Genomic DNA, 23,266 nt, shown 5'->3' with positions numbered 1-23,266 from the left:
CTTGTGGCGTTTGATGCACTACCCTACTCCGGGGCATGCAGTTCACGCAATTGTTGCAGGAATCCGACGCACTCGTCGGGCAGCGGCGCTTCCACCGCCAGCGGCTCGCCCGTGGCCGGGTGGATAAACACCAGCCGGTGGGCGTGCAGGAACATGCGTTTGAGGCCCGGCTTGGCACCGGAACGCGCCAGCGCCTTGTTCAGCGAGAAGTCGCCATATTTTTCGTCCCCGACAATCGGGAAGCCCGAGTGGGCCAGGTGAACGCGGATCTGGTGGGTACGGCCAGTCTTCAGCTCGGCCTCCAGCAGGGTGAAGCCCTGGAAGGCCTCGACCCGGTTGAACACGGTGTGCGAGGCCAGCCCGTCGGCCTGCACCCGCACCCGGCGCTCGCCGTCCGGCGTGCTGTACTTATATAGAGGCAGCTTCACATGCTGGCGCGCGTTCGGGAATTCGCCGGCCACGCAGGCGAAATAGCGCTTGTCCATCGCGCTGCCGCGAATCTGCTCGTGCAGGTGGACCAACGCCGAGCGCTTCTTGGCCAGCACCAGGATGCCGGAGGTCTCGCGATCGAGCCGGTGCACCAGTTCCAGGAACTTGGCCTGGGGCCGGGACCGGCGCAATTGCTCGATCACACCGAAGGCCACGCCCGAGCCGCCGTGCACGGCCACGCCGGCCGGCTTGTTGATCACCAGCAGCTGGGCGTCCTCAAACAGCACCGGGAATTCGCCCGCTGGCACATGCTGGGCATTGTCCGATTGCGCCGAATTCGCCACCCGCATTGGCGGAATGCGCACGACATCACCCGACTGCAGGCGATAAGTGGCATCGATCCGGCCCTTATTGACGCGAACTTCACCCGAACGCAGCACCCGGTAGATATGGCTCTTGGGCACGCCCTTGGCCACCTTCAGCAGGAAGTTGTCAATGCGCTGACCTTCCGAGCCTTCGTCAATCGTGACATACGCCACCTGTGGGCTGGCCGGCGCAGCTTCGGCAGCCTTTTCAATTTGATGGCGTAACTCATTCATTTTCAATATAATTTCCTCGCTGTCCCGGCTTGTGGCCGGCAGCGCAAGACCTGTGTAAGCGATTGATCTTCGAGTTTTCTTGGATTTTTCGCATTCTACACTTGGGGTTGCCGCCAACCCCGCCCGTCTCCCGCAACTTTGCGTTCCGCCAAGCGCCAGACGGGCAAATGGCAGTAAGAAGCAGCACGCACGGTGCCGCCGGCATGCAGGAAGTCGCCCAAAGGAGGCTTCGGCGAGGCAGGCGGTGACGTGGGAACTGAGTGTTCAGGTAAAACAGAATTTAAAGGCGGATGCCACTGCCGGCATCCGCTTCGGTGAGAGAAGTCCTGCCCGCACCGGGAAACGGTGCCGGCCGGCAGGTTAGCCTGCCGCCTGACTGGAAATACCGGCGCCCGGTCGCAGAATTCCAAGAAGTAGTAGGTGCGCCCGCCAGGAGCAGTCAGGCAGCAACGGCAACCATGCCGTGTCCGAAAAATTTGCTCTTTGACGCGTCTAGGCCTTCCGCGGCCGGCCGCGATGCCGCCGGCGCCGGTTGCGCCGGCGTTCAGCATCGCCTCCGGCACGGGAACGCGCCGGATGTCTGCGCAAGAGCAGCCTCCGGTGTTCTCTCCTGCCCCGCGGACGTTACCCCGACGTCATCGCTCTCTTTCACCCGCGCCCAGCCGCTCGCCTATCCCGCGCAGCGGCGCTTTCCGGCAATTCTCGCGCCTCGCTCGCTCCCTCGCGTGCTCCATAGATCGCCGCGGACACCGCCCAGACGGTGCCACCCGCGACACTGGAGTGAGGTATTGCGATGAAACGCATGCTGTTCAACGCGACGCAACAGGAAGAATTGCGCGTCGCCATTGTCGACGGTCAGAAACTGATCGATATCGACATCGAGACTGCCGGGCGCGAACAGCGCAAGGGCAACATCTACAAGGGTGTCATCACCCGCATCGAACCCTCGCTGGAAGCCTGCTTCGTCAACTACGGCGAAGAGCGCCACGGCTTCCTGCCGTTCAAGGAAGTAGCCCGCGCCTTCTTCAAGGAAGGCATCGACGTGCGCAACGCGCGCATCCAGGATGCCCTGCATGAAGGCCAGGAACTGATCGTCCAGGTCGAGAAGGAAGAGCGCGGCAACAAGGGCGCGGCCCTGACCACCTTTATCTCGCTGGCCGGCCGCTACCTGGTGCTGATGCCCAACAACCCGCGCGGCGGCGGAGTGTCGCGCCGCATCGAGGGCGAGGACCGGCAGGAACTGCGTGAAACCATGGCGCAGCTGACCGTGCCGGAAGGCATGAGCATCATCGCCCGGACCGCCGGCATCGGCCGCTCGGCCGAGGAACTGCAGTGGGACCTGAACTACCTGCTGCAACTGTGGAAGGCCATCGACGGCGCCGCCGGCGACAACAAGGCTCCGCTGCTGATCTACCTGGAATCGAGCCTGGTCATCCGCGCCATCCGCGATTACTTCCAGCCGGATATCGGCGAGATCCTGATCGATACCGACGAGATCTACGAACAGGCCCGCGCCTTCATGAGCGTGGTGATGCCTGACAACATGAACCGCGTGAAGAAGTACCGGGACGACGTGCCGCTCTTCTCGCGCTTCCAGATCGAACACCAGATCGAGTCGGCCTACTCGCGCATGGTGATGCTGCCCTCTGGCGGCGCCATCGTGATCGACCACACCGAGGCGCTGGTCTCCGTGGACGTGAACTCGGCCCGCGCCACCAAGGGCGCCGACATCGAGGAAACCGCGCTGCGCACCAACCTCGAGGCCGCCGACGAGATCGCCCGCCAGCTGCGCCTGCGCGACCTGGGCGGCCTGATCGTGATCGACTTCATCGACATGGAGTCGGGCAAGGCCCAGAAGGACGTGGAAACGCGCCTGAAGGACGCGCTGCGCCACGACCGCGCGCGCGTGCAGATGGGCAAGATCAGCCGCTTCGGCCTGATGGAGCTGTCGCGCCAGCGCCTGCGTCCGTCGCTGTCGGAGGGCTCGCACATCACTTGCCCGCGCTGCAACGGCACCGGCCATATCCGCGATACCGAATCGTCCGCCCTGCAGGTGCTGCGCATCATTCAGGAAGAGGCGATGAAGGAAAACACCGCCGCCATCCACTGCCAGGTGCCGGTGGAGGTAGCCGCCTTCCTGCTGAACGAGAAGCGCCAGGAAATCAACCTGATCGAGCTGCGCTTCAAGGTCAATGTGCTGCTGATCCCCAACAAGCACCTGGAAACGCCGCACTACAAGCTGGAGCGCCTGCGCCACGACGACCCGCGCCTGGAAGAGAGCACCGCCAGCTACCGCATGGCCGAGGCTGCCGCCAAGGAACTGGAAGCCGACACCAGCTACAGCAGCCGCCGCAAGGAAGAAGCCAAGCCGCGCCAGGAAGCCGCGGTCAAGGGCATCACCCCGGAACAGCCGGCGCCGGTATCGGTGCCGCGCCCCGAGCGCGCGCCCAAGCCGGAAGCCCCGGTCGCCCCGCCCGTGCCGGCCACCCAGCCGGTGGTCAGCGGCGGCTTTATCGCCTGGCTGAAGGGCCTGTTCGGTGCCCGTCCGGCGACCCCGCCGGTGGTGGAGCCGGCCAAGCCGGCAGCTGCAACCGAGACCCGTAGCGCCGAAGGCCGGCGCGAGCGCGGCCAGCGCGGCGAAGGCCGCGGCCAGCGTGGTGAGCGTGGCGACCGCGCCGAACGTGGTGAGCGCACGGAACGTGGTGAGCGTGGCGAGCGCCAGGGCCGTGGCCAGCGCGGCGACCGTGCCGAGCGCGCGGAACGTGGTGAGCGCCAGGGTGCCGAGCGCGGCGAGCAACGCGAGGGCCGTGGCGAACGCCAGGGCCGCCAGCCGCGCCAGCAAGGTGAAGGCCAGGCCACCCCGGCCCTGGCCCGCCAGGGCGAGGCCGTGCAAGCCGAGCGTGCCCAGGGCGAACGCGTGGAGGGCCGTCAGGAAGGCCGCCGCGACCGCAACCAGGAACGCCGCGAGCGCCAGCGTGAACGCCAGCGCGAACGCAGTGAACTGCGAGAAGCCGAAGCCGGTGAAGCACCGCAGCCGGAAGCCATCGCCGCCGCCCAGGCCCTGGGCGTGCTGCCCCAGGCCGTGACCGAAGAGACGCAAGCCGTCCGCGCCGAGCTGCCGGAAGGTGCCGAGAGCGCCGCCGAGACCGCTGAGGGCGAAGAGCGCCGTCGCCGCAACCGCCGTGGCCGCAACCGCTATCGCCGTGAGCGCGACGAGTCGGCGCAAGGTGCGCAGGGTGAAGGTGAAGGCGAAGGCGACGAAGAAGCCGCCGCTGCCGAAGGCGTTGCCCCGGTGCGCGCTGAAGCCGCCGTGCCGGCCGAGCCCGCACCGCAAGCTGCCGTGGCCGTGGCCGCCGCAGCCGAGGCCGTCGAAGCGATCCGCATCGCCGTGCCGGAAGACGTGGCGCCCGCGCCGGTCGCCGAGGCCGCCCCGCTGACCGCGCCGGCTGCCGAGCCCGTGCCCCAGCAAGCTGCCCCGGTAGCCGTTGCCGTCACAGAAGCCGTTGCCGCCGAAGCGATCGTCGAAACCACCGCAAGCGTGGCCGTCGAAGCGGCTCCGGTCGTGCCGGCACCTGCCGCTGCACCGGTCGCCGCCCCTGTGGCCGAAGCCGCACCGGCCGAGGTGTCCGCCCCTGCAGCCCCGGTGGTTGCTGCAGCGCCGGCCGCACCGGCGGCGTCGGCCACCCCGGCAGCACTGGAGAACCTGGAACCGATGCTGGCCACCGCCGGCCTGCAATGGGTCCATACCGACAGCGACAAGCTGCGTTCGGCCCAGGAAGCCGCCGCCCGCATGGCGCCCGCCCCGCGCGTGCAGCGCGAGCGCAAGGCGCTGCCGCCGCTGCCCCACGGCCCGATGATCCTGGTGGAAACCGGTGGCCGCGAAGTGGAGATGGCATCGCAGCAGTAAGCATTGCCGCTGCACCGCAGCCAAAGCAAGAAGGGGACGGCCACGCCGTCCCCTTTTTTCATGGGCAGCCGGCCGGATGAATCCCCGCCATCACCGGGGGATGCGGGTGCCCCGCCCCCGCCTCGGCTAGAATGGCAGCAGAAGGCATCCGGCCCTCGAGCGCCCCTGATTTGGCCACGCCGCCATGCCGCTCCCCGGACGCCGTGCCCACCCACAGGCCATGACCGAATCCGTCATTCCGATTTTCGACCTGCGCGACCATCGCTACCGCTCGATGACGCCCAGCATTCCCGGCAAGCTGGCTGCCCCCACCGGCCTGGTGGCAGACACCCGCGGCCGGCCGCTGCATGACCTGCGCATCTCGGTGACGGACCGCTGCAACTTCCGCTGCGTCTACTGCATGCCGAAGGAAGTCTTCGACAAGGACTACACCTTCCTGCCGCATTCCGAGTTGCTGAGCTTCGAGGAGATCGAGCGCACCGCGCGCCTGTTCGTCGCCCACGGCGTCGAGAAGATCCGCCTGACCGGCGGCGAGCCGCTGCTGCGCAAGAACATCGAGCACCTGGTGGAGATGCTGGCGAAGATCGAGACCGTCTCGGGCAAGCCGCTGGACCTGACGCTCACCACCAACGCCTCGCTACTGGCGCGCAAGGCGCGCGCGCTGCGCGACGCCGGACTGACGCGCGTCAGCGTCAGCCTGGACGCGATCGACGACGCCACCTTCCGCCGCATGAACGACGTGGACTTCGCCGTCGCCGACGTGCTGCACGGCATCGAGACCGCGCAGGCCGTGGGACTGGCGCCGATCAAGGTCAACATGGTGGTCAAGCACGGCACCAACGACCAGGAAATCGTGCCGATGGCGCGCCACTTCCGCCACAGCGGCATCATCCTGCGCTTTATCGAGTTCATGGACGTGGGCGCCAGCAACCACTGGCAGATGGATGAAGTGCTGCCGTCCTCCGAGGTGGTGAAGCGCATCGATGCGGAATTTCCGCTCGAACCGGTGCAGGCCAACTACTCCGGCGAAACCGCCGAACGCTGGCGCTACCGCGACGGCAGCGGCGAGATCGGCGTGATCTCCAGCGTCACCCACGCCTTCTGCGGCGACTGCAGCCGCATCCGGCTGTCCACCGAAGGCCGGCTCTACCTGTGCCTGTTCGCGACCGAGGGCTTCGACCTGCGCGCGCTGCTGCGCGGCGGCTACAGCGACCTGGAAATCTCCAATGCGATTGCGCAGGTGTGGCAGGGCCGCACCGACAATTATTCCGAGCAGCGCAGCGACCCGACGGTGCGCGCCAAGCGTGCCGAGCGCAAGATCGAGATGTCCTATATCGGCGGCTGACCCCGCCGCACACACAATCCATGATTGCACGCGACGACATCACCGGCCTGATCCTCGCAGGCGGCAGGGGCAGCCGCATGGGCGGCACCGACAAGGGCCTGCAGCCGCTGCACGGCACGCCGATGGCCATGCACACGATGATGCGCCTTACCCCCCAGGTGGGCGGGCTGATGATCAATGCCAACCGCAACCTCGCCGCCTATGAGTCCTTCGGCGTGCCGGTCTACACCGATTCCGTGCCCGACTTCGCCGGCCCGCTCGCGGGGATGCTGGCCGGCCTGGAGCAATGCGCCACGCCGTGGATGGTGACCGCGCCCTGCGATTCGCCGTTCTTGCCGACCGACCTGGTGGCACGCCTGGCGCAGGCAATCGAGACCGAAGGCGCGGACCTGGCGATCCCCGTCACGCTGGACCAGGACGGCCGGCGCCAGACCCAACCTGTGTTCTGCCTGATGCCGGTCAGTGCGCTCGACAGCCTGGTGGCTTATCTTTCCGGCGGCGGCCGCAAGATCGAGACCTGGGCCGCCTCGCACCGGCTGGCCGAAGTGCTGTTCGACGACGCCGCGGCCTTTGCCAATATCAACACCCTGGACGAACTGCGCACGCACGAAACGCGCTGAGCCACCATGCCCACCCTGCAATCCGTCATCTCCTGCCTTTCCGACTACGACCCCGCCGCCCTGCCGGTGGACCAGGCCAACCGCATCATCGGCGAGGTGGTCGAGCCGGTGCGCGGCGTCGAGCAGTTGCCGATCCGCAGCGCCCTGGACCGCGTGCTGGCCGAGGACATCGTATCGGCCATCGACGTGCCGGCGCATGACAACTCGGCGATGGACGGCTATGCCTTCCAGGGCGCCGCGCTGGCTGCCGCGCAGACCGCCACAGTCGAGCTGGAAGTCATCGGCAGCGCCTTCGCCGGAGGTGCCGGCGCGCTGGCGCCCACGGCGGCGCAGGCGGTGCGCATCATGACCGGCGCGGTGATGCCGGCCGGCTGCGACACCGTGGTGCCGCAGGAATTCGTGGAAGCCGTGGACGACGGCGCGCGCATCCGCTTTGCCGCCGACTGCGTGCGCACCGGCGACAACCGGCGCCTGCGCGGCGAAGACCTGGCGCGCGGCCAGGCCGCGCTGCAGGCCGGGCGCATCCTCCAACCCGCCGACCTGGGCCTGCTGGCCTCGCTGGGCGTGGCCGAGGTGCGCGTGCGCCGGCGCCTGCGCGTGGCGTTCTTCTCCACCGGCGACGAGCTGCGCTCGATCGGCGAGCCGCTCGATCCCGGCTGCGTCTACGACTCCAACCGCTACACGCTGCACGGCATGCTGCGCCGGATGAACGTCGACCTGCTCGACATGGGCGTGGTGCGCGACGACCCCGACGCGCTCGAAGCCGCCTTCCGCACCGCCTGCGAGACCGCCGACGCGGTCATCACCTCCGGTGGCGTCTCGGTCGGCGAGGCCGACTACACCAAGCAGATCATGGCGCGCCTGGGTGATGTCACGTTCTGGAAGATCGCGATGCGCCCGGGCCGGCCGATGGCCTTCGGCCGCATCAATTCCAACGGCCGCGACGCGCTGCTGTTCGGGCTGCCGGGCAACCCGGTGGCGGTGATGGTGACCTTCTACCACTTCGTGCGCGCCGCGCTGCAGCGGCTGATGGGCGCCAGCGTGGCACCGCTACCACTGCTGCGCGTGCGCAGCGCGCAAGCCATCCGCAAGAAGCCCGGCCGCACCGAGTACCAGCGCGGCATCCTGGCGCGCGCCGGCGACGGCCAGTGGGAAGTGCGCATTACCGGCCAGCAGGGCTCGGGCGTGCTGCGCTCGATGAGCGAGGCCAACTGCTTTATCGTGCTCGGCCACGAACAAGACTCGGTCAAGGCCGGCGATGCGGTCGAGGTGATGCTGTTCGACGGACTGGTCTAGCCGGACCGGCAGGAGCTGCACGCAAGCGCTTGCCACACGCCGGTAGCAATGTGTCGTTTTTGTGCCGCACATTTGCGGCCGTAGCACTGCCGGCACGGGGCTTTCGCCTGCCCCCGCCGACGGCGGGCTATGCTTGGCATCGACCAATCGCTACACTTGGCGCACGATTCAGAACCATTCGAGTATCCCCCGTCATGAATCAGGAGATCGCCTACCTCCACCCCGTCAAGACCGCCCGCGCGCTGGTGCTGGTCTACCTGTGCTTCTCGCTGCCGATCGTGTCGCTGGGCCTGTTTGTCACCTTCGTCCGCTACGGTGACCTGCCCGCCATCACGGTCTTCAGCGCAATCATCCTGAATGCGCTGATCGGTTTCGGCCTGCTGTGGCTGGCCTGCAAGGCCTACAACTGGGTGGCCGCCCGTTTCGGCGGCATTGAAGTCCACGTGCGCGAACTGGCGCCCGAAGACGAGCGCTGAGCCGCGCGCCGGCGCCCAGGCCGGCAGCAAATCCGGCAGCCCCCTTCGGGGGCTTGCCCTGAGCCTTCCCTGCCGCGCGTTCAGCCGCCGTTGTCTTCGGCGGCCTCCGGCGCGTCCGCCGCTTCTGCGGCATTGAGGCCAAGCACCTGCTGCGCGGCCTCGCCCGGCAGCGCTTCCACCGTGCGCAGCTTGCGCGCCATCTGGCGCGTGCGCACTTCAGCCTGCTCGATATTGCGCGCGGCGCGTTCCAGCGTATCGCGCGTCTTGGCCAGCACGTCGCCAAACTTGCCGAACTCGGTCTTGACCGCGCCCAGCACCTCCCACACCTCGCTTGAACGCTTTTCCAGCGCCAGCGTGCGGAAGCCCATCTGCAGGCTGTTCAGCAGCGCGGTCAGCGTGGTCGGCCCGGCCACGGTCACGCGGTAGTCGCGCTGCAGCAGGTCGGTCAGGCCCGGGCGCCGCAGCACTTCAGCATACAAACCCTCGGTCGGCAGGAACAGGATGGCGAAATCCGTGGTCTGGGGCGGCGACAGGTATTTCTCGGCGATGGTCTGGGCCTCGCGCCGCAGGGCCACTTCCAGTTCGCGGCCGAAAGCGAGCACGCCGTCCGGGTCGCCCCGCTCCTGCGCGTCCACCAGGCGCTCGTACTGTTCCTTGGGAAACTTGGCGTCGACCGGCAGCCAGACCGGCGCATTGTCGCCACCCGCCGCCTTGCCCGGCAGCCGGATGGCGAACTCCACCCGCGCGCCCGAGTTGCGCACGGTCTCGACATTCTTGCCGTACTGCTCCGGCGTCAGCATCTGCTCCAGCAGCATTTCCAGCTGGACTTCGCCCCAGGTGCCACGCGACTTCACATTGGTCAGCACCTTCTTCAGGTCGCCCACGCCCTGCGCCAGCACCTGCATCTCGCCCAGGCCGCGGTGCACCTGCTCGAGCCGGTCCGACACCAGCCGGAAGGATTCGCCCAGGCGCTGCTCCAGCGTGGCGTGCAGCTTCTCGTCGACGGTGCGGCGCATTTCCTCCAGCTTGGCGGCGTTGTTGGCCTCGATGTCCTGCAGCTTCTTCTCCAGCGTGGCGCGCACTTCGGCCAGGCGCCGCTCGTTGGCTTCGGACATCTGCGCCAGCTGCTGCTGCAGCCCGTCGCCGAAGCGGCGCAGCGTGCCGGCCTGCTCGTCGCGCGCCTGCTGGCCCTGCAGCATCATGTGCTGGCGCACCTGCTCGAGCTGCTGGGTATTGGTCTCGGTCAGCTTGGCCAGTTGCTGCGCGAAGGTGTCGATCTGGTTGTTCTGCAGCGTGGCGATGCCGGTCAGCTGCGACGACAGCGCCTGCTGGAAGCGCAGCATCTGCTGCGCCGACTCGTCGCGGTTGCCGCGCGCGGCCCCGGCCACTTCGGTGCGCACCTCGCGCTCCAGCCGCTCCATGCCGCGCGCGCTTTCCGCGCGCATGTCGGTCAGTTGCCGGCCAAGCTCGGCCCCCGGCGAGGCAGCCTGCTGGCGCAGCAGTACGATAACCAGCAGGGCGACCGCGAGCAGCGCCACGGCCAGCGTCAGGAACGGAATCAGGGTCATGCAGGAAACAGGTGGATGGCAGGCTTAGCGGCGCCGCGACATGACGTCGGGGTTGATCACGGTGGACGGATGGCCGGCCTGCGGGCCCTGGTCGAGCGCGGCGATCAGGTTGTCGGCGGCCAGCATCGCCATCGCACGGCGGGTCTTCTCGGACGCGCTGGCGATATGCGGCGTGAGCACGACGTTGGGCACCGTCAGCAGGTCCGGATGAACACCGGGCTCGCCCTCGAACACATCCAGGCCGGCGCCGAAGATGCGCTTGTCACGTAGCGCCTGCGCCAGCGCGGCGTCGTCGACGATGCCGCCGCGCGCCAGGTTCACCAGCGTCGCGGTCGGCTTCATCAGCGCCAACTCGGCCGCGCCGATGGCATGGTGGCTCTGCGGGCCATAGGGCAGCACCAGCAGCAGGTGGTCGGACTGGCGCAAAAGGTCTTCCTTGCTGACATAGCGCGCGTTGAGCGCGCGCTCGGTGTCCGCCGGCAGCTGGCTGCGGTTGTGGTACAGCACGCTCATGCCAAACCCGCTCGCGCGGCGCGCCAGCGCCTGGCCGATGCGGCCCATGCCGAGGATGCCCAGCGTGCTGCCGTACAGGTCCATGCCGACCAGCATGTCGTAGCTCCAGCGCTGCCACTTGCCGGCGCGCAGGTAGTGCTCGGCCTCGGTCACGCGGCGCGCGGTGGCCATCAGCAGGGCCCAGCCGAAGTCGGCGGTTGTTTCGGTCAGCACGTCCGGCGTATTGGTGGCGACGATGCCGGCGGCTGTCAGCGCCGGCACGTCCAGGTTGTTGTAGCCGACCGCCATATTGCACACCGCACGCAGCGCCGGCAGCCCGGCGACCACGTCGCCGTCGATGCGGTCGGCAGCGTTGGCCAGCACGCCGGCCTTGCCCGCCAGGCGCGCCTTCAGCGCGGCGGCGTCCAGCACCGCGTCCTGCTGGTTGTCGTCGACATCGAAATACTGCGCCAGGTGCGCAATGACTTCGGGATAGATGGCGCGGGTGACCAGGACAGACGGCTTCATGGCATCAAACTCGGAAGAAAAGGAAGGTCATGATGACGAACAGCGGCATCAGGAAGATGCCCGAGTACAGCATGTAGCCGAAGAAGCTCGGCATGCGCACGCCGCGGTTCTCGGCAATGGCTTTGACCATCAGGTTGGGAGCATTGCCGATATAGGTATTGGCGCCCATGAACACGGCCCCGGCCGAGATCGCGGCCAGCGTCGAGGCATCGCGCGTCATCAGCGTGGCCGCGTCGCCACCGGCGGTGTTGAAGAACACCAGGTAGGTCGGCGCGTTGTCCAGGAACGAGGACAGCAGGCCGGTGGCCCAGAAGTACATGCTGTCGACCGGCTGGCCGTTGCTGTCGCTGACCGCGCGGATCACGCCGGAGAAGGCGCCGTCGGTGCCGGCCTTGAGCATGGCGATGACTGGAATGATGGTCAGGAAGATGCCGGCAAAGAGCTTGCCGACTTCCAGGATCGGCTCCCAGTTGAATTCATTGCCGGCGCGCGCCGTCTGCGGCGTCACCAGCAGCGACACTACCGCCACCACCACCAGGAGCGCATCGCGCACCGCGGCCTGCAGCGGCACCTCGGTGCCCAGGATGTCGAACGAGATGCCCGGCTTCCACAGCCCGCTCATCAGCACCAGGCCGATCACGGCCAGCAGCAGCACGAAGTTGAACTTCCCTTCGATGGCGATGCCGCCCGAGTCCGGCGTGGGGTCGCTGCGCGGCGGCAGTTCCTCTTCCTTGTTGTGGTAGTAGTGACGGTCGAGCAGGTAGAACAGCGCCAGCAGCACCACGCAAATAAAGACCGTCTCCGGGAAGATGTTGCGCATGGTCCAGAAGAAGTCCACGCCCTTCAGGAAGCCCAGGAACAGCGGCGGATCGCCCAGCGGCGTCAGCGAGCCGCCGGCATTGGCCACCAGGAAGATAAAGAACACCACCACGTGCGCCACGTGGCGGCGGTTGTCATTGGCACGCAGCAGCGGCCGGATCAGCAGCATGGCCGCGCCGGTGGTGCCCATGAAGCTGGCCAGCAGCGTGCCCAGCGCCAGGATGCCGGTATTGAGCCCGGGCGTGCCGTGCAGGTTGCCGCGCACGCAGATGCCACCGGCCACGATATACAGCGAGGCGATCAGAACGATGAACGGGATGTACTCCGCCAGCAGCGCGTGCACCGCGCTGGCCACAGCCGCATGGGTGCCGAACGCTGCCGCGAACGGCAGCAGGAACAGCAACCCCCAGCCCGCGGCGATCTTGCCATAGTGGTGGTGCCAGAACTTGGGCGCAACCAGCGGCCACACCGCGATCGACAGCAGGATGCCGGCGAACGGCAGCCCCCACAGCGAGGACAGCGACGCCCCGTCAAGGTCCGCGGCATGGCCGACGGCGGGAAAGGCGGCCAGCGCGGCCAGCAGCGGCAACAGCACGGAGGCACGTCGCATCAGGCAGAATCTCCTCGGGAATGCAGCATTCATTGGCGCACCGCCCGCACGAAGCCGCGGCACGCAGGCAAGCGTGCAAGTGTAATTCATGCACCTCTTGCGCAGGCCTTGCTGCATCAGCGGCGCATCGCATTCCGTGCGGCGCAAGCCGCGGCTTCAGGCCTCGTCGACCAGGATCACATGCACGCGGTATGGGCCATGGGCGCCGAGCACGATGGTCTGCTCGATATCGCCCGTGCGGGAAGGCCCGCTGATGATATTGGTGGCGCGCGGCAGTTCGCCGCGCTCGCTGCGCACCAGCGCAAAGGCGTCTTCCAGGCCGGCGACAATGCGCGAGCGCGGCACCACCGCCACGTGGGTCTCGGGCAGCAGCGCGGCCGAGGCAAAGGTGGCCGGGCCCGACAGCAGCATCAGCGAGCCGGTCTCGGCAATCGCGCAGAAGCAGCCGGTAATGCCGACCAGGTCGCCATGATCGTGGTCGGCCTCGACCTCGCGCACCGGCGGGCGGCATTCCACCGCCAGCCCCGCGGCCTGCCACGGCAGCGGGCCCAGCGCGTCCCACGCCACGGCACGGTGGACCAGGTTCAGGCTGTCGAGGAAGCGCGCGGTGGCGGCGGGCACCTCGTCCATCGTCGCCACGCGGTCCACGGTCGAGGCCATGCGCTGCGCCTGGGCCAGGAAGGCCTCGGCCAGGTCGGCCGCCACCGCCGGGCGCGGGCCCTGCGGGTGGCGCGACAGGTAGTCGGCCACGGCCTCGCGCTCACCCGCGCTCGGCCGGGTCGGCCTGCCCTGGGCAGCACGGATGCGGGCAAAGATGCGGTCGCGGGCGTCGTTGGTTTCCATAAGGACTGGCTGGGGGTCGCAAAGCGCGGCGAACGCGCGATGCGCCGATTATAGTGGCGCCCGCCGCGTGCAAAGCATGCGATGGCGGGCGCAAGGTGTTGAATTTTGCTACGCCGCGGGCTGAACCGAGTACACCTGGCGCAGGTAGGACAGGTAGCCGGGATCGTCGCACATGGTCTTTTCCGGCGTGTCCGACAGCTTGGCCACCGGCTGCCCGTTGCAGCGCACCATCTTGATCACGATCTGCAGCGGGGTATAGCCGAGGTCGTTGGTCAGGTTGGTGCCGACGCCAAAGGCCAGCCGGCAGCGGCCATGGAAGCGCTCGTACAGTTCGATCACGCGCGGGATATCGAGACTGTCGCTGAAGATCAGCGTCTTGGTGCGCGGGTCGACGCGGTTGGCGGCATAGTGGGCGACCATGCGCTCGCCCCACAGCATCGGGTCGCCGGAATCATGGCGCACGCCGTCGAAGAGCTTGCAGAAATACAGGTCGAAGTCGCGCAGGAAGGCATCGAAGCCGTAGGTATCCGACAGCGCGATGCCCAGGTCGCCGCGGTACTCGCGCGCCCAGCGCTCCAGCGCGTACACCTGCGAATCGCGCAGCCGTGGGCCCAGGGCCTGGCAGGCCTGCAGGTATTCATGCGCCATCGTGCCCAGCGGCACCATATTGTGCAGGCGGGCAAAGTGGACGTTGCTGGTGCCGGCCAGCTGCCGTCCCAGCAGGCGCCGCATGGTCAGCAGCACTTCTTCCTGCCATTCGCGCGAAAAGCGCCGGCGCGTGCCGTAGTCGGCGATCACGCAATCGGCCAACTCGGGCGTCTTCAGCAAGGCCAGCTTGTGGTCCAGCCGGCGGCGGCCTTCGGCCAGGTCGGGCCTGGGCTGGGTGCGGCGGAAATAGACCTCGTTGACGATGGCCAGGACCGGCACTTCGAACAGGATGGTATGCAGCCACGGGCCGATGATCGAGATCTCGATCTCGCCGTTGCCCTGCGGGGACGGCCGCACCGAGACATATTTCTCGTTCAGGTGGAACAGGCCGAGGAAGTCGACGAAATCGCTCTTGATAAAGCGCAAGCCGCGCAGGTAGGCGAGCTCGTCGTCGGTGAAGCGCAGTTGGCACAGGTGTGCCAGCTCGGTGCGGATCTCATCGATATAGGGCGTCAGGTCGACGCCCGCGTTGCGGCACTTGAAGCGGTATTCCACTTGCGCCTGCGGGAACTGATGCAGCACCACCTGCATCATCGTGAATTTGTACAGGTCGGTGTCGAGCAGGGACGGGATGATCATAGCGGGCCAGACGGCGATGCCGGGTCAGTACATCATGCTAACCGAAGTCTGGCCGCGCCCGGCCACTCTTGCCGCTCAACCACCATCGAGAAAGGGCTGTGGCTGCCGCGGCGCCTCCCTGCCCTTTACCTTGCCCTGCAGGCACCACAGCTGGCGTCCGTCTGTGCCGGGGCACGACACCAGCGTGGCGGCGGCGCGCGGCACCCGCTGCGGCAGCGGCTCGGCAAAGGCGCCGTCGCCGGCCATGATGCGCTCGGTGTAGACCTGCGCCCCGGCGCGCTCGAAGCGCAGCACCTGCACCCGGTCGCCCGGCTGCGGCTGCAGCTGCGGCCCGCACGGCATCAGGCCGGCCCGGCCGCAATGGGCGATGGCGTCGCCCGCGGGCGAATCGGTCACGCTGAAGTGGTCCCAGTCGAACCCGGTCAGCGCCGGCAGCGCGACCGGCGCGTCAGTGCGCGCGCGCCACGCCACCAGGCGCGATACCACGCTGTCGGCCATGCCCGGCGACTGGACCAGGGTCTGGGCGGCAACGGACCCGATCGGCGCCAGAAATGCCGTCAGCAGCACAGCAATGGGCGCGAAGGTCCGGCACATCGCGGCACTGCGCCGCAGGCTGGCATGGCTGGCAAGGCAAAGCTGGCGTGGCATACGGGTCTCCCGGCACGGATGCAAGTGACTGCTGGCGGCCTTCATCATGCCCGCTGGCGGGCCGACATGCCAGCAGGCCGCCATGCGTTAAATCAAAACCACATAAAGAAATAAGAAAACTATCTGATCCGACTATATAGACCCGCTATTCTTGCCAGAAGCCTCGGCTACAATATCGCTTTCCGAAAGGCCTCGGCCGGCGCTCGTCCAGCCCATGCTGCCATGCGGCACCATGCGGTAGAAGCGGCGCGTCCGCCGGCAAGAAGCGGCCCCACAGTTTCCCATTAAAAGCCGACCTGTTTTCTTGGAACCGAAATGACTCACGTTGTCACCGAATCCTGCATCCGTTGCCGCTACACAGACTGCGTTGACGTGTGTCCGGTCGATTGTTTCCGCGAAGGCCCCAACTTCCTGGCTATCGACCCGGATGAGTGCATCGACTGCGCCGTGTGCGTGGCCGAATGCCCGGTGAACGCCATTTACGCCGAGGAAGACGTGCCGGGCGACCAGCAGCAGTTCATCGACCTGAACGCAGAACTGGCCCGCAACTGGCCCTCCATCACCAAGACCAAGGCCCCGCTGGCCGAGGCCGAGGAATGGAAGGACGCCACTGACAAGCTGCAATACCTGCAGCGCTGACAGAACAAGAAAGCCGTCCCCACGCGCTTTCCGCAATACCGGGCACAAGCGGCCCACGCAAACGTATCAGGACGAATATGGACTTGAGCATTCCAAATCCCGTCGCCGACACGACCAAGCAGGTCGACGGCGGCAGCCCGGCAGGCGGCCAGCCACAGGAAATCGATGCGCTGATCGTCGGTGCCGGCCCGGTGGGCCTATTCCAGGTCTTTGAACTGGGCCTGCTCGAAATCAAGGCACATGTCATCGATTCCCTGAAGGTGGTCGGCGGCCAGTGCGTGGAACTCTATCCGGACAAGCCCATCTACGACATCCCGGCCGTGCCCATCTGCACCGGCCAGGAACTGACCGACAACCTGCTCAAGCAGATCGAGCCGTTCGAGCCCACCTTCCACCTGGGCCAGGAAGTCGCCGTCGTTGAGCGCCGCGAAGACGGCCGCTTCTTCGTCGAGACCTCGCTCGGAACCCGCTTCATCACCAAGACCATCTTCATCGCTGCCGGCGTGGGTTCGTTCCAGCCGCGCACACTGAAGGTCGAGGGCCTCGACAAGTTCGACGGCAAGCAGCTGTTCTACCGCGTCAAGGACCCGAGCCGCTTCCATGGCCGCAACCTGGTGATCGTCGGCGGCGGTGATTCGGCGCTGGACTGGACGCTGGACCTGGTCGGCAAGGCCGAGTCGGTGGTGATGATCCACCGCCGCGACGGCTTCCGCGCCGCGCCCGCCTCGGTCGCCAAGATGAAGGAACTGTGCGAGCAGCTGGAAATGCAGTTCGTGGTCGGCCAGATCGGCGGCTATGAAGAGAAGGACGGCGTGCTCACCGAGATCAAGGTGACCGGCGCCGACGGCGTGACCCGCCGCATGCCGGTGGATGACCTGCTGGTGTTCTTCGGCCTGTCGCCCAAGCTGGGCCCGATCGCCGAGTGGGGCCTGGACCTGGAGCGCAAGCAGATCAAGGTGGACACCGAGAAATTCGAGACCAATATCCCGGGCATCTTCGCAGTGGGCGACATCAACACCTACCCCGGCAAGAAGAAGCTGATCCTGTCGGGCTTCCACGAGGCCGCGCTGGCCGCGTTCGGTGCCGCGCCGTATATCTTCCCCGAGAAGAAAATCCACATGCAGTACACCACCACCTCGCCGAAGCTGCACAAGATCCTCGGCGTGGATTCGCCGGTATTCGACTGAGCCGAGCGAGTGCCGTAGAAAAAAAACCGCCGCAAGGCGGTTTTTTTCTGGCACAAAGCAAAAACCGTAGCTATAATGCGGCCTCGCTGTTCGACACGACGGCACGAAGCCAGCAGAGATGCCCTTCGCACCGTACGGCAGGCAGCAAGCCGGAAGCTTCCAGACACCTTCTGACAAGAACAAAATGTCGAAAAGGTGTTGACGAAGAAAAGAGAAACTGGCTATAATTTCTTTCTCAGCTGTTCCCCGATAGCTCAGTCGGTAGAGCGACGGACTGTTAATCCGCAGGTCCCTGGTTCGAGCCCAGGTCGGGGAGCCAACCGATACGGAAGCCCGGTGCAAACGCACCGGGCTTTTTCGTTTTGGGCTTCGGCGCAAAGCGTCACGGCAGACCGGTTGCCGCAACGCCCTCCTCTGTTCTACCTCATCCCTGCAGCGAAGCGCTGGCAACCTTCAGTGCCGCGACGATGGCCTCCGCATTAACCTCGACCCGATGCAGCGGTCCCGCCACCGACAGGCCATAGGTCACGCCACCCATCGTTACCGGCATGGCGATGGCCCCCAGGTCCGGGAACGACTCACCGAAATTCGGATACCAACCCTGCTTCTGCCAGGCCTGCATCATCGCTTCCAGTTCCTGCGCCGAACCGATGGTGCGCGGCGTGCGCGCGGCGAACGACAGGCCTGAGAGCAGCTCGCCGCGCGCGCTGGCCGTCATTGCGCCCAGGATGGCGCGGCCGATCGAATTGACATGCGCGTCGCGCAGCTCGCCCGGCGCGGCGATATAGCGCACCGGATTGGCGGATTCGCGCGCCTCCAGGTACAGCACGCGCCCGTCGTCCTGCAGCTTGCCAAAGATCACGGTCTCGCCGGTGGTGTCGCGCAGCGATTCCAGCACCGGCTGCACGCGCTCCAGCAGCGGGTCGTTGCGCGCGATGCGCTGGGCGATATCGAGCAGCCGGCGCGTCGGGTAGTAGCCCTGGCGGCGTCCGGTCTCGTACAGGTAGCCCAGCGAGGCCAGCGTGCGGATCAGCCCCAGGCAGCTCGACATCGGCGCGCCCAGCAGCCTGGCCAGCTCGGTCAGCGTCAGCGAGCGCCCTTCGCGCGCATAGATCTCCATGATCTCGATCACGCGCAGCGCCGTCTTGACGCTGGCGTAGCCGGACTTCTCCGCTGCTTCGTTTTCTGCCATCGTAGGCTTCCTCGACTTCAGTATCTGTTGGCCGGGATTGTACGCGGCGGAGTCGACCGGCATGGCGCGTCAGCCGCCCTCCGCGCCGCCTGGCCCGGGCAACGCCTGCGGCCAGCTGCGGATATTGCCGGGCGTGCGCGAGAAGCGCGTCGGGATGCCGACCCCGCGCAGGCGCCCTTCGCTGGGATGGTCGTATTCGAACATCATGCCGGTGGCGCGCAGGTGCGGATCGTCGGCCAGGCTGTCGAAATGCGGCACTTCGCTGTGCGGGATATCGGCGTCGCGCAGCAGGTCCAGCCATTCGACCGTGGTGCGCTGCGCGACGATTTCGGCCAGCGTGGCGTAGAGCGCGTCGATATTGGCGCTGCGCGCCGCCGGGGTGGCATAGCGCCGATCGTGCGCCAGTTCCGCATGGCCTGACACATCGAAAAAACGCAGCCATTGGGCGCTGGTATAGGGCAGCAGCGCAACATGGCCGTCGCGCGTGCGATAGGGCTTGCGGTGCGCCGACATTACGCGCGGATAGCCGGCCGGCCCGAGCGGCGGGATGAAGGTCTGCCCGGCCAATTGCTCGGTGGCGAGGAAGGACACCAGCGTCTCGAACATCGGCACCTCGATGGCCTGGCCCTGGCCGGAGCGCTCGCGCTCGTACAGCGCCATCGGGATCGCGTAAGCGACGGTCAGCCCGGCCACCTTGTCGGCCAGGATAGTATTGACGTACTGCGGACCGTCGTTTGAATTGGCACCCTGGAATTGCGCCATGCCGCTGCGCGCCTGGATGATGTCGTCGAATGCCGGCGCGCCCGCGTAGGGACCCTCCTCCGAATAGCCGTAGGCGCCGCAGTAGATCAGCCGCGGATGGTCCGCGCGCAGCGACGCATAGTCCAGCCCAAGCTTGCGCAGCGACTGCGGCCGCACGTTGGAGACAAAGACATCGGCCGTGGCGATCAGGGCTTTCAGCGCGGCGAGGTCGTCGGGCTGCTTCACGTCCAGCACCACGAACTGCTTGTTGCGGTTCAGGTTCAGGAAGCTGGCGCCCATGGCTGCGTGCCGCGCCGGCTCGGCATGGCGGAACACATCGCCGGCGGGCGGCTCGACCTTGATGACTTCGGCGCCCATGTCGCCGAGGATCTGCGTGGCATACGGCCCCATCGCGACCGAGGTCATGTCAATCACGCGGATGCCGGCCAGCGGCCCGGTGGCCGCGCTCGCCTGCGCTTGCTCTGCTTGCATCGTCGCTCCCGCTCAGTACGACTTGGGCAAACCCAGCACGCGCTCGGCGATAAAGCACATGATCAGCTGCGGGCTGACCGGCGCGATGCGCGGGATATAGGACTCGCGCAGCAGCCGCTCGACGCGGTACTCGCGCGAGTAGCCCATGCCGCCCAGCGTCAGGATCGCAGTCTGGCACGCGTTATGGCCGGCCTCGGCGGCGAGGTACTTCGCCGTGTTGGCCTCGGCGCCGCAGGACTGGCCTGCGTCATAGCGCGCGGCGGCCTTGAGCATCATCAGGTTGGCCGATTCCAGCTGCATCCAGGCCTGCGCCAGCGGATGCTGCACACCCTGGTTCATGCCGATGGGGCGGCCGAACACCACGCGCTCCTTGGCGTACTGCGTGGCGATGGCCAGCGCCGCGCGGCCGAGGCCGATGGCCTCGGCGGCGATCAGGATGCGCTCCGGGTTCAGGCCGTGCAGGATGTATTCGAAGCCCCTGCCCTCTTCGCCAATGCGGTCTTCCTCCGGGATGAACAGGTCGTCGATAAACAGCATGTTGGTATCGACGGCGGCGCGGCCCATCTTGTCGATCTCGCGGATCTCGATCTTGCTGCGGTCGACTTTGGTGTAGAACAGCGACAGCCCTTCGGTCGACTTCTTCACCGACTCCAGCGGCGTGGTGCGCGCCAGCAGCAGCATGCGGTCGGCCACCTGCGCGGTCGAGATCCAGATCTTGCGCCCGCTCACCGAATAGCCACCCGGCACCTTGCGCGCAAACGTCTTGAGCTTGGTGGTGTCCAGCCCCGCGTCGGGCTCGGTCACGCCGAAGCAGGCCTTCTCCTGGCCGGCGATCAGCGGCGGCAGGAAGCGGCTCTTCTGTTCGTCAGTACCGAACACCACCACCGGGTTCAGGCCGAACACGTTCATATGCACCGCCGAGGCGCCGGTCATGCCCGCGCCCGACTGCGAGATGGTCTGCATCACCAGCGCCGCTTCCAGGATGCCCAGGCCCGCGCCGCCGAACGCCTCGGGCATCGCCACGCCCAGCCAGCCGCCTTCGCACAGCGTCTTGTAGAACTCGTGCGGATAGGTGCCGGACTTGTCCAGGCGGTCCCAGTACTCCATGTCGAACTGCGTGCAGACCTGCTGCACGGCCTCGACGATGGATGCCTGTTCTTCGGAGAGGTCGAAATTCATAGCGTTACCTGCCTGATGTCGTTGTCTTGTTCGTTGCCTGATGGTTGCCTGAAGAACGCCTATTCCGGCTGGATGCCTGCGTCCTTCACCAGCCGCGACCACTTCTGCAGCTCGGCCACGACAAACTGGCTGAGCTCGGCCGGCGTGCTGCCGAACGGCTCGAAGCCCAGCGCGTGGAACTGCGGCGCATGCTGCTTGCTGGTGGCAATGGCAACCAGCTCACGGTTGAGCCGCTGCACCACCGGCGCCGGCACCCCGGCCGGCGCGAACACGCCGTTCCATGAGGTCACGTCGAAACCCTTCAGCTCCGGCACGCTCGCCAGCGGCGGCAGGTCGGGCAGCAGCGCGCTGCGCTGCGCGGTGGTCACCGCCAGCGCACGCAGCTTGCCGGCGCGCACGTTGGCGATGCCCGCGGCAAAGTCGACGAACATCGCCTGCACCTGGCCGCCCATGACATCAGTCATCGCCGGCGGCGTGCTCTTGTATGGCACGTGCAGCATGTTCAGCCCGGCCATCTTCGACAGCGTGGCGCCCGAGACGATGCCGGTGCTGTTGCCGCTGGCATAGCTCAGGCCCGGATGCGCCTTGGCATAGTCGATGAACTCACGCAGCGTCTTCACCGGCAGCGCCGGGTTGACCACCAGCATGAACGGCAGGTTGCCCATGCGCGAGACCGGCGTGAAATCCTTGACCGGGTCATAGCGCAGCTGCTTCATCAGCGACGGGTTGGCCGAATGCGTGGTGTTGGTGGTCATGAACAGCGTGTAGCCATCGGCCGGGGCCTTGGCCACGAACTCGGCGGCAATGGTGCCGTTGGCGCCGGGCTTGTTGTCCACCACCACCGGCTGCTGCAGCGCCTCGCCCAGGTACTTGGCGGTCAGGCGGGCCACGGCATCGGTGCCGCTGCCGGCAGCGAACGGCACCACCAGGCGCAGCGGCCTGGACGGGAACTCATCGGCCGACAGCGCCGGGGTGGCAGCCAGCGCCGCGGTGCACCCAAGCACCAGGCTGGCAAAGGCGTTCCTGAAGGACTTCACGGTGGTTGTCTCCTGTCGTTGTTAAATCCCTTGCCGTGACCAGCCGCGTCTTATGCGGGCCGTATCACGCGCTCGGGGGATTCCTCGTATGGCGGGGAATAGATGACCAGAATTTTGGCCGGCTCGTCGCTGACCACGGTGAACACATGCATCTGGTCCGGCGGGAAGAAGCAGCAGTCGCCCGGGCCCAGTTCCTTGCGCTGGCCGCCGACCTCGGCCACGGCGCGGCCTTCCAGCACGTAGCAGACCTGCTCGATGCCGGGATGCGCATGCGGCAGCGCGCCCTTGCCCTTCTCGATGGTGCCGTGGATCACTTCCAGGTGCCGCGAGCCCACGGTCTCGGGCCCGATCAGCCGGCGGTTGAGGGTGCCGACATGGTTGGCGGGGTGGTAACCCTCGACGTCGTCGGTCGAGATGAAATAGACGGGTTGGTCCTGCATGTGGTGCTCCTGCCTTAATTCATATTTATGAATAACAGTTTATCCTGTTGAATTCATTCGTCAAACGATTTCGATGTCGTTGCGGGTTTACCGGGAGTGGACGCGCGCCGGGCGAGCGCCAGCCTCACGCGGCGCGTGATCGGCAAAAATGCGTTTTGGGAGTGACCCGGTGGTCAGCCGGCGAAGCGGTAGCCCACCCCGATCTCGGTCAGCAGGTAGGCAGGCTGGGCCGGGTCGGCTTCCAGCTTGTGCCGCAGGTGCCCCATGTAGACGCGCAGGTACTGGCTGCTGTCGGCATGCGACGGCCCCCACACCTCGCGCAGCAGTTCGCGGTGGGTCATGACCTTGCCGCGATGCGCCAGCAGCACCGCCAGCAGCCGGAACTCGATCGGCGTCAGGTGCACCGGCTCCCCCGCACGCGTGACCTGGCGGTTGGCCAGGTCCACGGCGATCTCGCCGAAGGCCACCTGCGCCCGCCCCTGCGCGCCGGCACGCACATGGCGGCGCAGCAGCACGCGCAGGCGCGCCACCAGCTCGCCCACGCCGAAGGGCTTGGTCAGGTAGTCATCGGCGCCGGCGTCGAGCGCGCGGATCTTCTCAGACTCGCCGGTGCGCGCCGACAACACCAGCACCGGCATTTCGGTCCAGGTGCGCAGGTCGCCGATCATCGATACGCCGTCGCCATCGGGCAGCCCCAGGTCCAGGATCACCAGGTCCGGCTGGCGCGTGCCGGCCTCGATCAGCCCGCGCTGCAGCGACTCGGCCTCGTGCACGGTGCAGCCCTCGTCCTGCAGCGCCGCGCGCACGAAGCGGCGGATATGGGGCTCGTCTTCCACCAGCAGCACCGTGGGCGAGAACTCGAATGGCATGACGCGTCGGATCCTTGAAAGAT

Annotated in this window: 20 protein-coding genes and 1 tRNA gene; 8 read left to right on the top strand and 13 right to left on the bottom strand. The window is 67.0% G+C overall.

Features of this window, described 5'->3' with window-relative positions:
• Positions 1–23: 23 nt before the first annotated feature.
• The gene (locus AC3WL8_RS11630) at positions 24–1,028 is read right to left on the bottom strand and encodes an RluA family pseudouridine synthase (RefSeq protein ID WP_013957380.1); all 1,005 of its coding nucleotides are present in this window, start codon (positions 1,026–1,028) and stop codon (positions 24–26) included.
• Between the two features lie 793 nt (positions 1,029–1,821).
• Here AC3WL8_RS11630 and AC3WL8_RS11625 point away from each other — a divergent pair.
• The 5 genes from AC3WL8_RS11625 (at position 1,822) to AC3WL8_RS11605 (ending at position 8,672) form a co-directional block, all read left to right on the top strand.
• Positions 1,822–4,935 carry an Rne/Rng family ribonuclease gene (locus AC3WL8_RS11625; protein ID WP_492378286.1) on the top strand — a complete coding sequence of 1,038 codons (3,114 nt, stop codon included), beginning with the start codon at positions 1,822–1,824 and terminating at the stop codon, positions 4,933–4,935.
• 220 nt (positions 4,936–5,155) lie between these two features.
• Complete coding sequence (gene moaA, locus AC3WL8_RS11620) at positions 5,156–6,280, top strand: GTP 3',8-cyclase MoaA (protein WP_211979963.1); 1,125 nt, start codon at positions 5,156–5,158, stop codon at positions 6,278–6,280.
• Positions 6,281–6,300: 20 nt separating this feature from the next.
• Positions 6,301–6,900 carry a molybdenum cofactor guanylyltransferase MobA gene (gene mobA, locus AC3WL8_RS11615; protein WP_013957383.1) on the top strand — a complete coding sequence of 200 codons (600 nt, stop codon included), beginning with the start codon at positions 6,301–6,303 and terminating at the stop codon, positions 6,898–6,900.
• A gap of 6 nt (positions 6,901–6,906) precedes the next feature.
• The gene (gene moeA / locus AC3WL8_RS11610; protein WP_114132432.1) at positions 6,907–8,196 is read left to right on the top strand and encodes a molybdopterin molybdotransferase MoeA; all 1,290 of its coding nucleotides are present in this window, start codon (positions 6,907–6,909) and stop codon (positions 8,194–8,196) included.
• A 194-nt stretch (positions 8,197–8,390) separates the two neighbouring features.
• Positions 8,391–8,672 (top strand): hypothetical protein, encoded by a 282-nt coding sequence (locus tag AC3WL8_RS11605; protein ID WP_010814663.1) that lies wholly within the window; start codon positions 8,391–8,393, stop codon positions 8,670–8,672.
• A gap of 80 nt (positions 8,673–8,752) precedes the next feature.
• On the opposite strand, the gene AC3WL8_RS11600 is transcribed toward AC3WL8_RS11605, so the two are convergent.
• The 6 genes from AC3WL8_RS11600 to AC3WL8_RS11575 all read right to left on the bottom strand — a co-directional run bounded on the left by AC3WL8_RS11600 (position 8,753) and on the right by AC3WL8_RS11575 (position 15,467).
• Positions 8,753–10,240: a DNA recombination protein RmuC gene (locus AC3WL8_RS11600; protein WP_013957385.1), complete on the bottom strand. Its 1,488-nt coding sequence runs from the start codon at positions 10,238–10,240 to the stop codon at positions 8,753–8,755.
• Positions 10,241–10,264: 24 nt separating this feature from the next.
• Positions 10,265–11,260 (bottom strand): 2-hydroxyacid dehydrogenase, encoded by a 996-nt coding sequence (locus AC3WL8_RS11595; protein ID WP_013957386.1) that lies wholly within the window; start codon positions 11,258–11,260, stop codon positions 10,265–10,267.
• A 4-nt stretch (positions 11,261–11,264) separates the two neighbouring features.
• Positions 11,265–12,689 (bottom strand): sodium:proton antiporter, encoded by a 1,425-nt coding sequence (locus tag AC3WL8_RS11590; RefSeq protein ID WP_211979965.1) that lies wholly within the window; start codon positions 12,687–12,689, stop codon positions 11,265–11,267.
• A gap of 156 nt (positions 12,690–12,845) precedes the next feature.
• Positions 12,846–13,532 (bottom strand): LutC/YkgG family protein, encoded by a 687-nt coding sequence (locus AC3WL8_RS11585; RefSeq protein ID WP_013957388.1) that lies wholly within the window; start codon positions 13,530–13,532, stop codon positions 12,846–12,848.
• A gap of 108 nt (positions 13,533–13,640) precedes the next feature.
• Positions 13,641–14,819 (bottom strand): nicotinate phosphoribosyltransferase, encoded by a 1,179-nt coding sequence (pncB, locus tag AC3WL8_RS11580; protein ID WP_492378285.1) that lies wholly within the window; start codon positions 14,817–14,819, stop codon positions 13,641–13,643.
• A 75-nt stretch (positions 14,820–14,894) separates the two neighbouring features.
• Positions 14,895–15,467: a hypothetical protein gene (locus AC3WL8_RS11575; RefSeq protein WP_013957390.1), complete on the bottom strand. Its 573-nt coding sequence runs from the start codon at positions 15,465–15,467 to the stop codon at positions 14,895–14,897.
• A 315-nt stretch (positions 15,468–15,782) separates the two neighbouring features.
• Between AC3WL8_RS11575 and fdxA the strand changes: the two genes are divergently transcribed.
• The 3 genes from fdxA (at position 15,783) to AC3WL8_RS11560 (ending at position 17,612) form a co-directional block, all read left to right on the top strand.
• Positions 15,783–16,106, top strand: coding sequence for a ferredoxin FdxA (gene fdxA / locus AC3WL8_RS11570; protein ID WP_010814656.1), 324 nt, complete (start codon positions 15,783–15,785; stop codon positions 16,104–16,106).
• Between the two features lie 77 nt (positions 16,107–16,183).
• A complete protein-coding gene (locus AC3WL8_RS11565) occupies positions 16,184–17,293 on the top strand; it encodes an NAD(P)/FAD-dependent oxidoreductase (RefSeq protein WP_013957391.1) in 1,110 nt (369 codons plus the stop codon).
• A gap of 243 nt (positions 17,294–17,536) precedes the next feature.
• Positions 17,537–17,612: transfer RNA gene (locus tag AC3WL8_RS11560), tRNA-Asn, on the top strand.
• A gap of 105 nt (positions 17,613–17,717) precedes the next feature.
• Here AC3WL8_RS11560 and AC3WL8_RS11555 read toward each other — a convergent pair.
• The 6 genes from AC3WL8_RS11555 to kdpE form a co-directional block, all read right to left on the bottom strand.
• Positions 17,718–18,485, bottom strand: coding sequence for an IclR family transcriptional regulator (locus tag AC3WL8_RS11555; protein ID WP_013957392.1), 768 nt, complete (start codon positions 18,483–18,485; stop codon positions 17,718–17,720).
• Between the two features lie 69 nt (positions 18,486–18,554).
• The gene (locus AC3WL8_RS11550; RefSeq protein ID WP_492378284.1) at positions 18,555–19,718 is read right to left on the bottom strand and encodes a CaiB/BaiF CoA transferase family protein; all 1,164 of its coding nucleotides are present in this window, start codon (positions 19,716–19,718) and stop codon (positions 18,555–18,557) included.
• Positions 19,719–19,730: 12 nt separating this feature from the next.
• Positions 19,731–20,897 carry an acyl-CoA dehydrogenase family protein gene (locus AC3WL8_RS11545; RefSeq protein ID WP_211979967.1) on the bottom strand — a complete coding sequence of 389 codons (1,167 nt, stop codon included), beginning with the start codon at positions 20,895–20,897 and terminating at the stop codon, positions 19,731–19,733.
• Positions 20,898–20,956: 59 nt separating this feature from the next.
• On the bottom strand, positions 20,957–21,934 hold the full coding sequence (locus tag AC3WL8_RS11540; protein ID WP_013957395.1) for a Bug family tripartite tricarboxylate transporter substrate binding protein: 978 nt from the start codon (positions 21,932–21,934) through the stop codon (positions 20,957–20,959).
• 50 nt (positions 21,935–21,984) lie between these two features.
• Complete coding sequence (locus tag AC3WL8_RS11535; protein ID WP_013957396.1) at positions 21,985–22,374, bottom strand: cupin domain-containing protein; 390 nt, start codon at positions 22,372–22,374, stop codon at positions 21,985–21,987.
• 173 nt (positions 22,375–22,547) lie between these two features.
• A complete protein-coding gene (kdpE, locus tag AC3WL8_RS11530) occupies positions 22,548–23,243 on the bottom strand; it encodes a two-component system response regulator KdpE (protein ID WP_211979968.1) in 696 nt (231 codons plus the stop codon).
• Positions 23,244–23,266: the final 23 nt, after the last annotated feature.

This window comes from Cupriavidus sp. FW305-F7, assembly GCF_058782875.1.
This window is presented reverse-complemented; position numbering and strand designations above follow the sequence as displayed.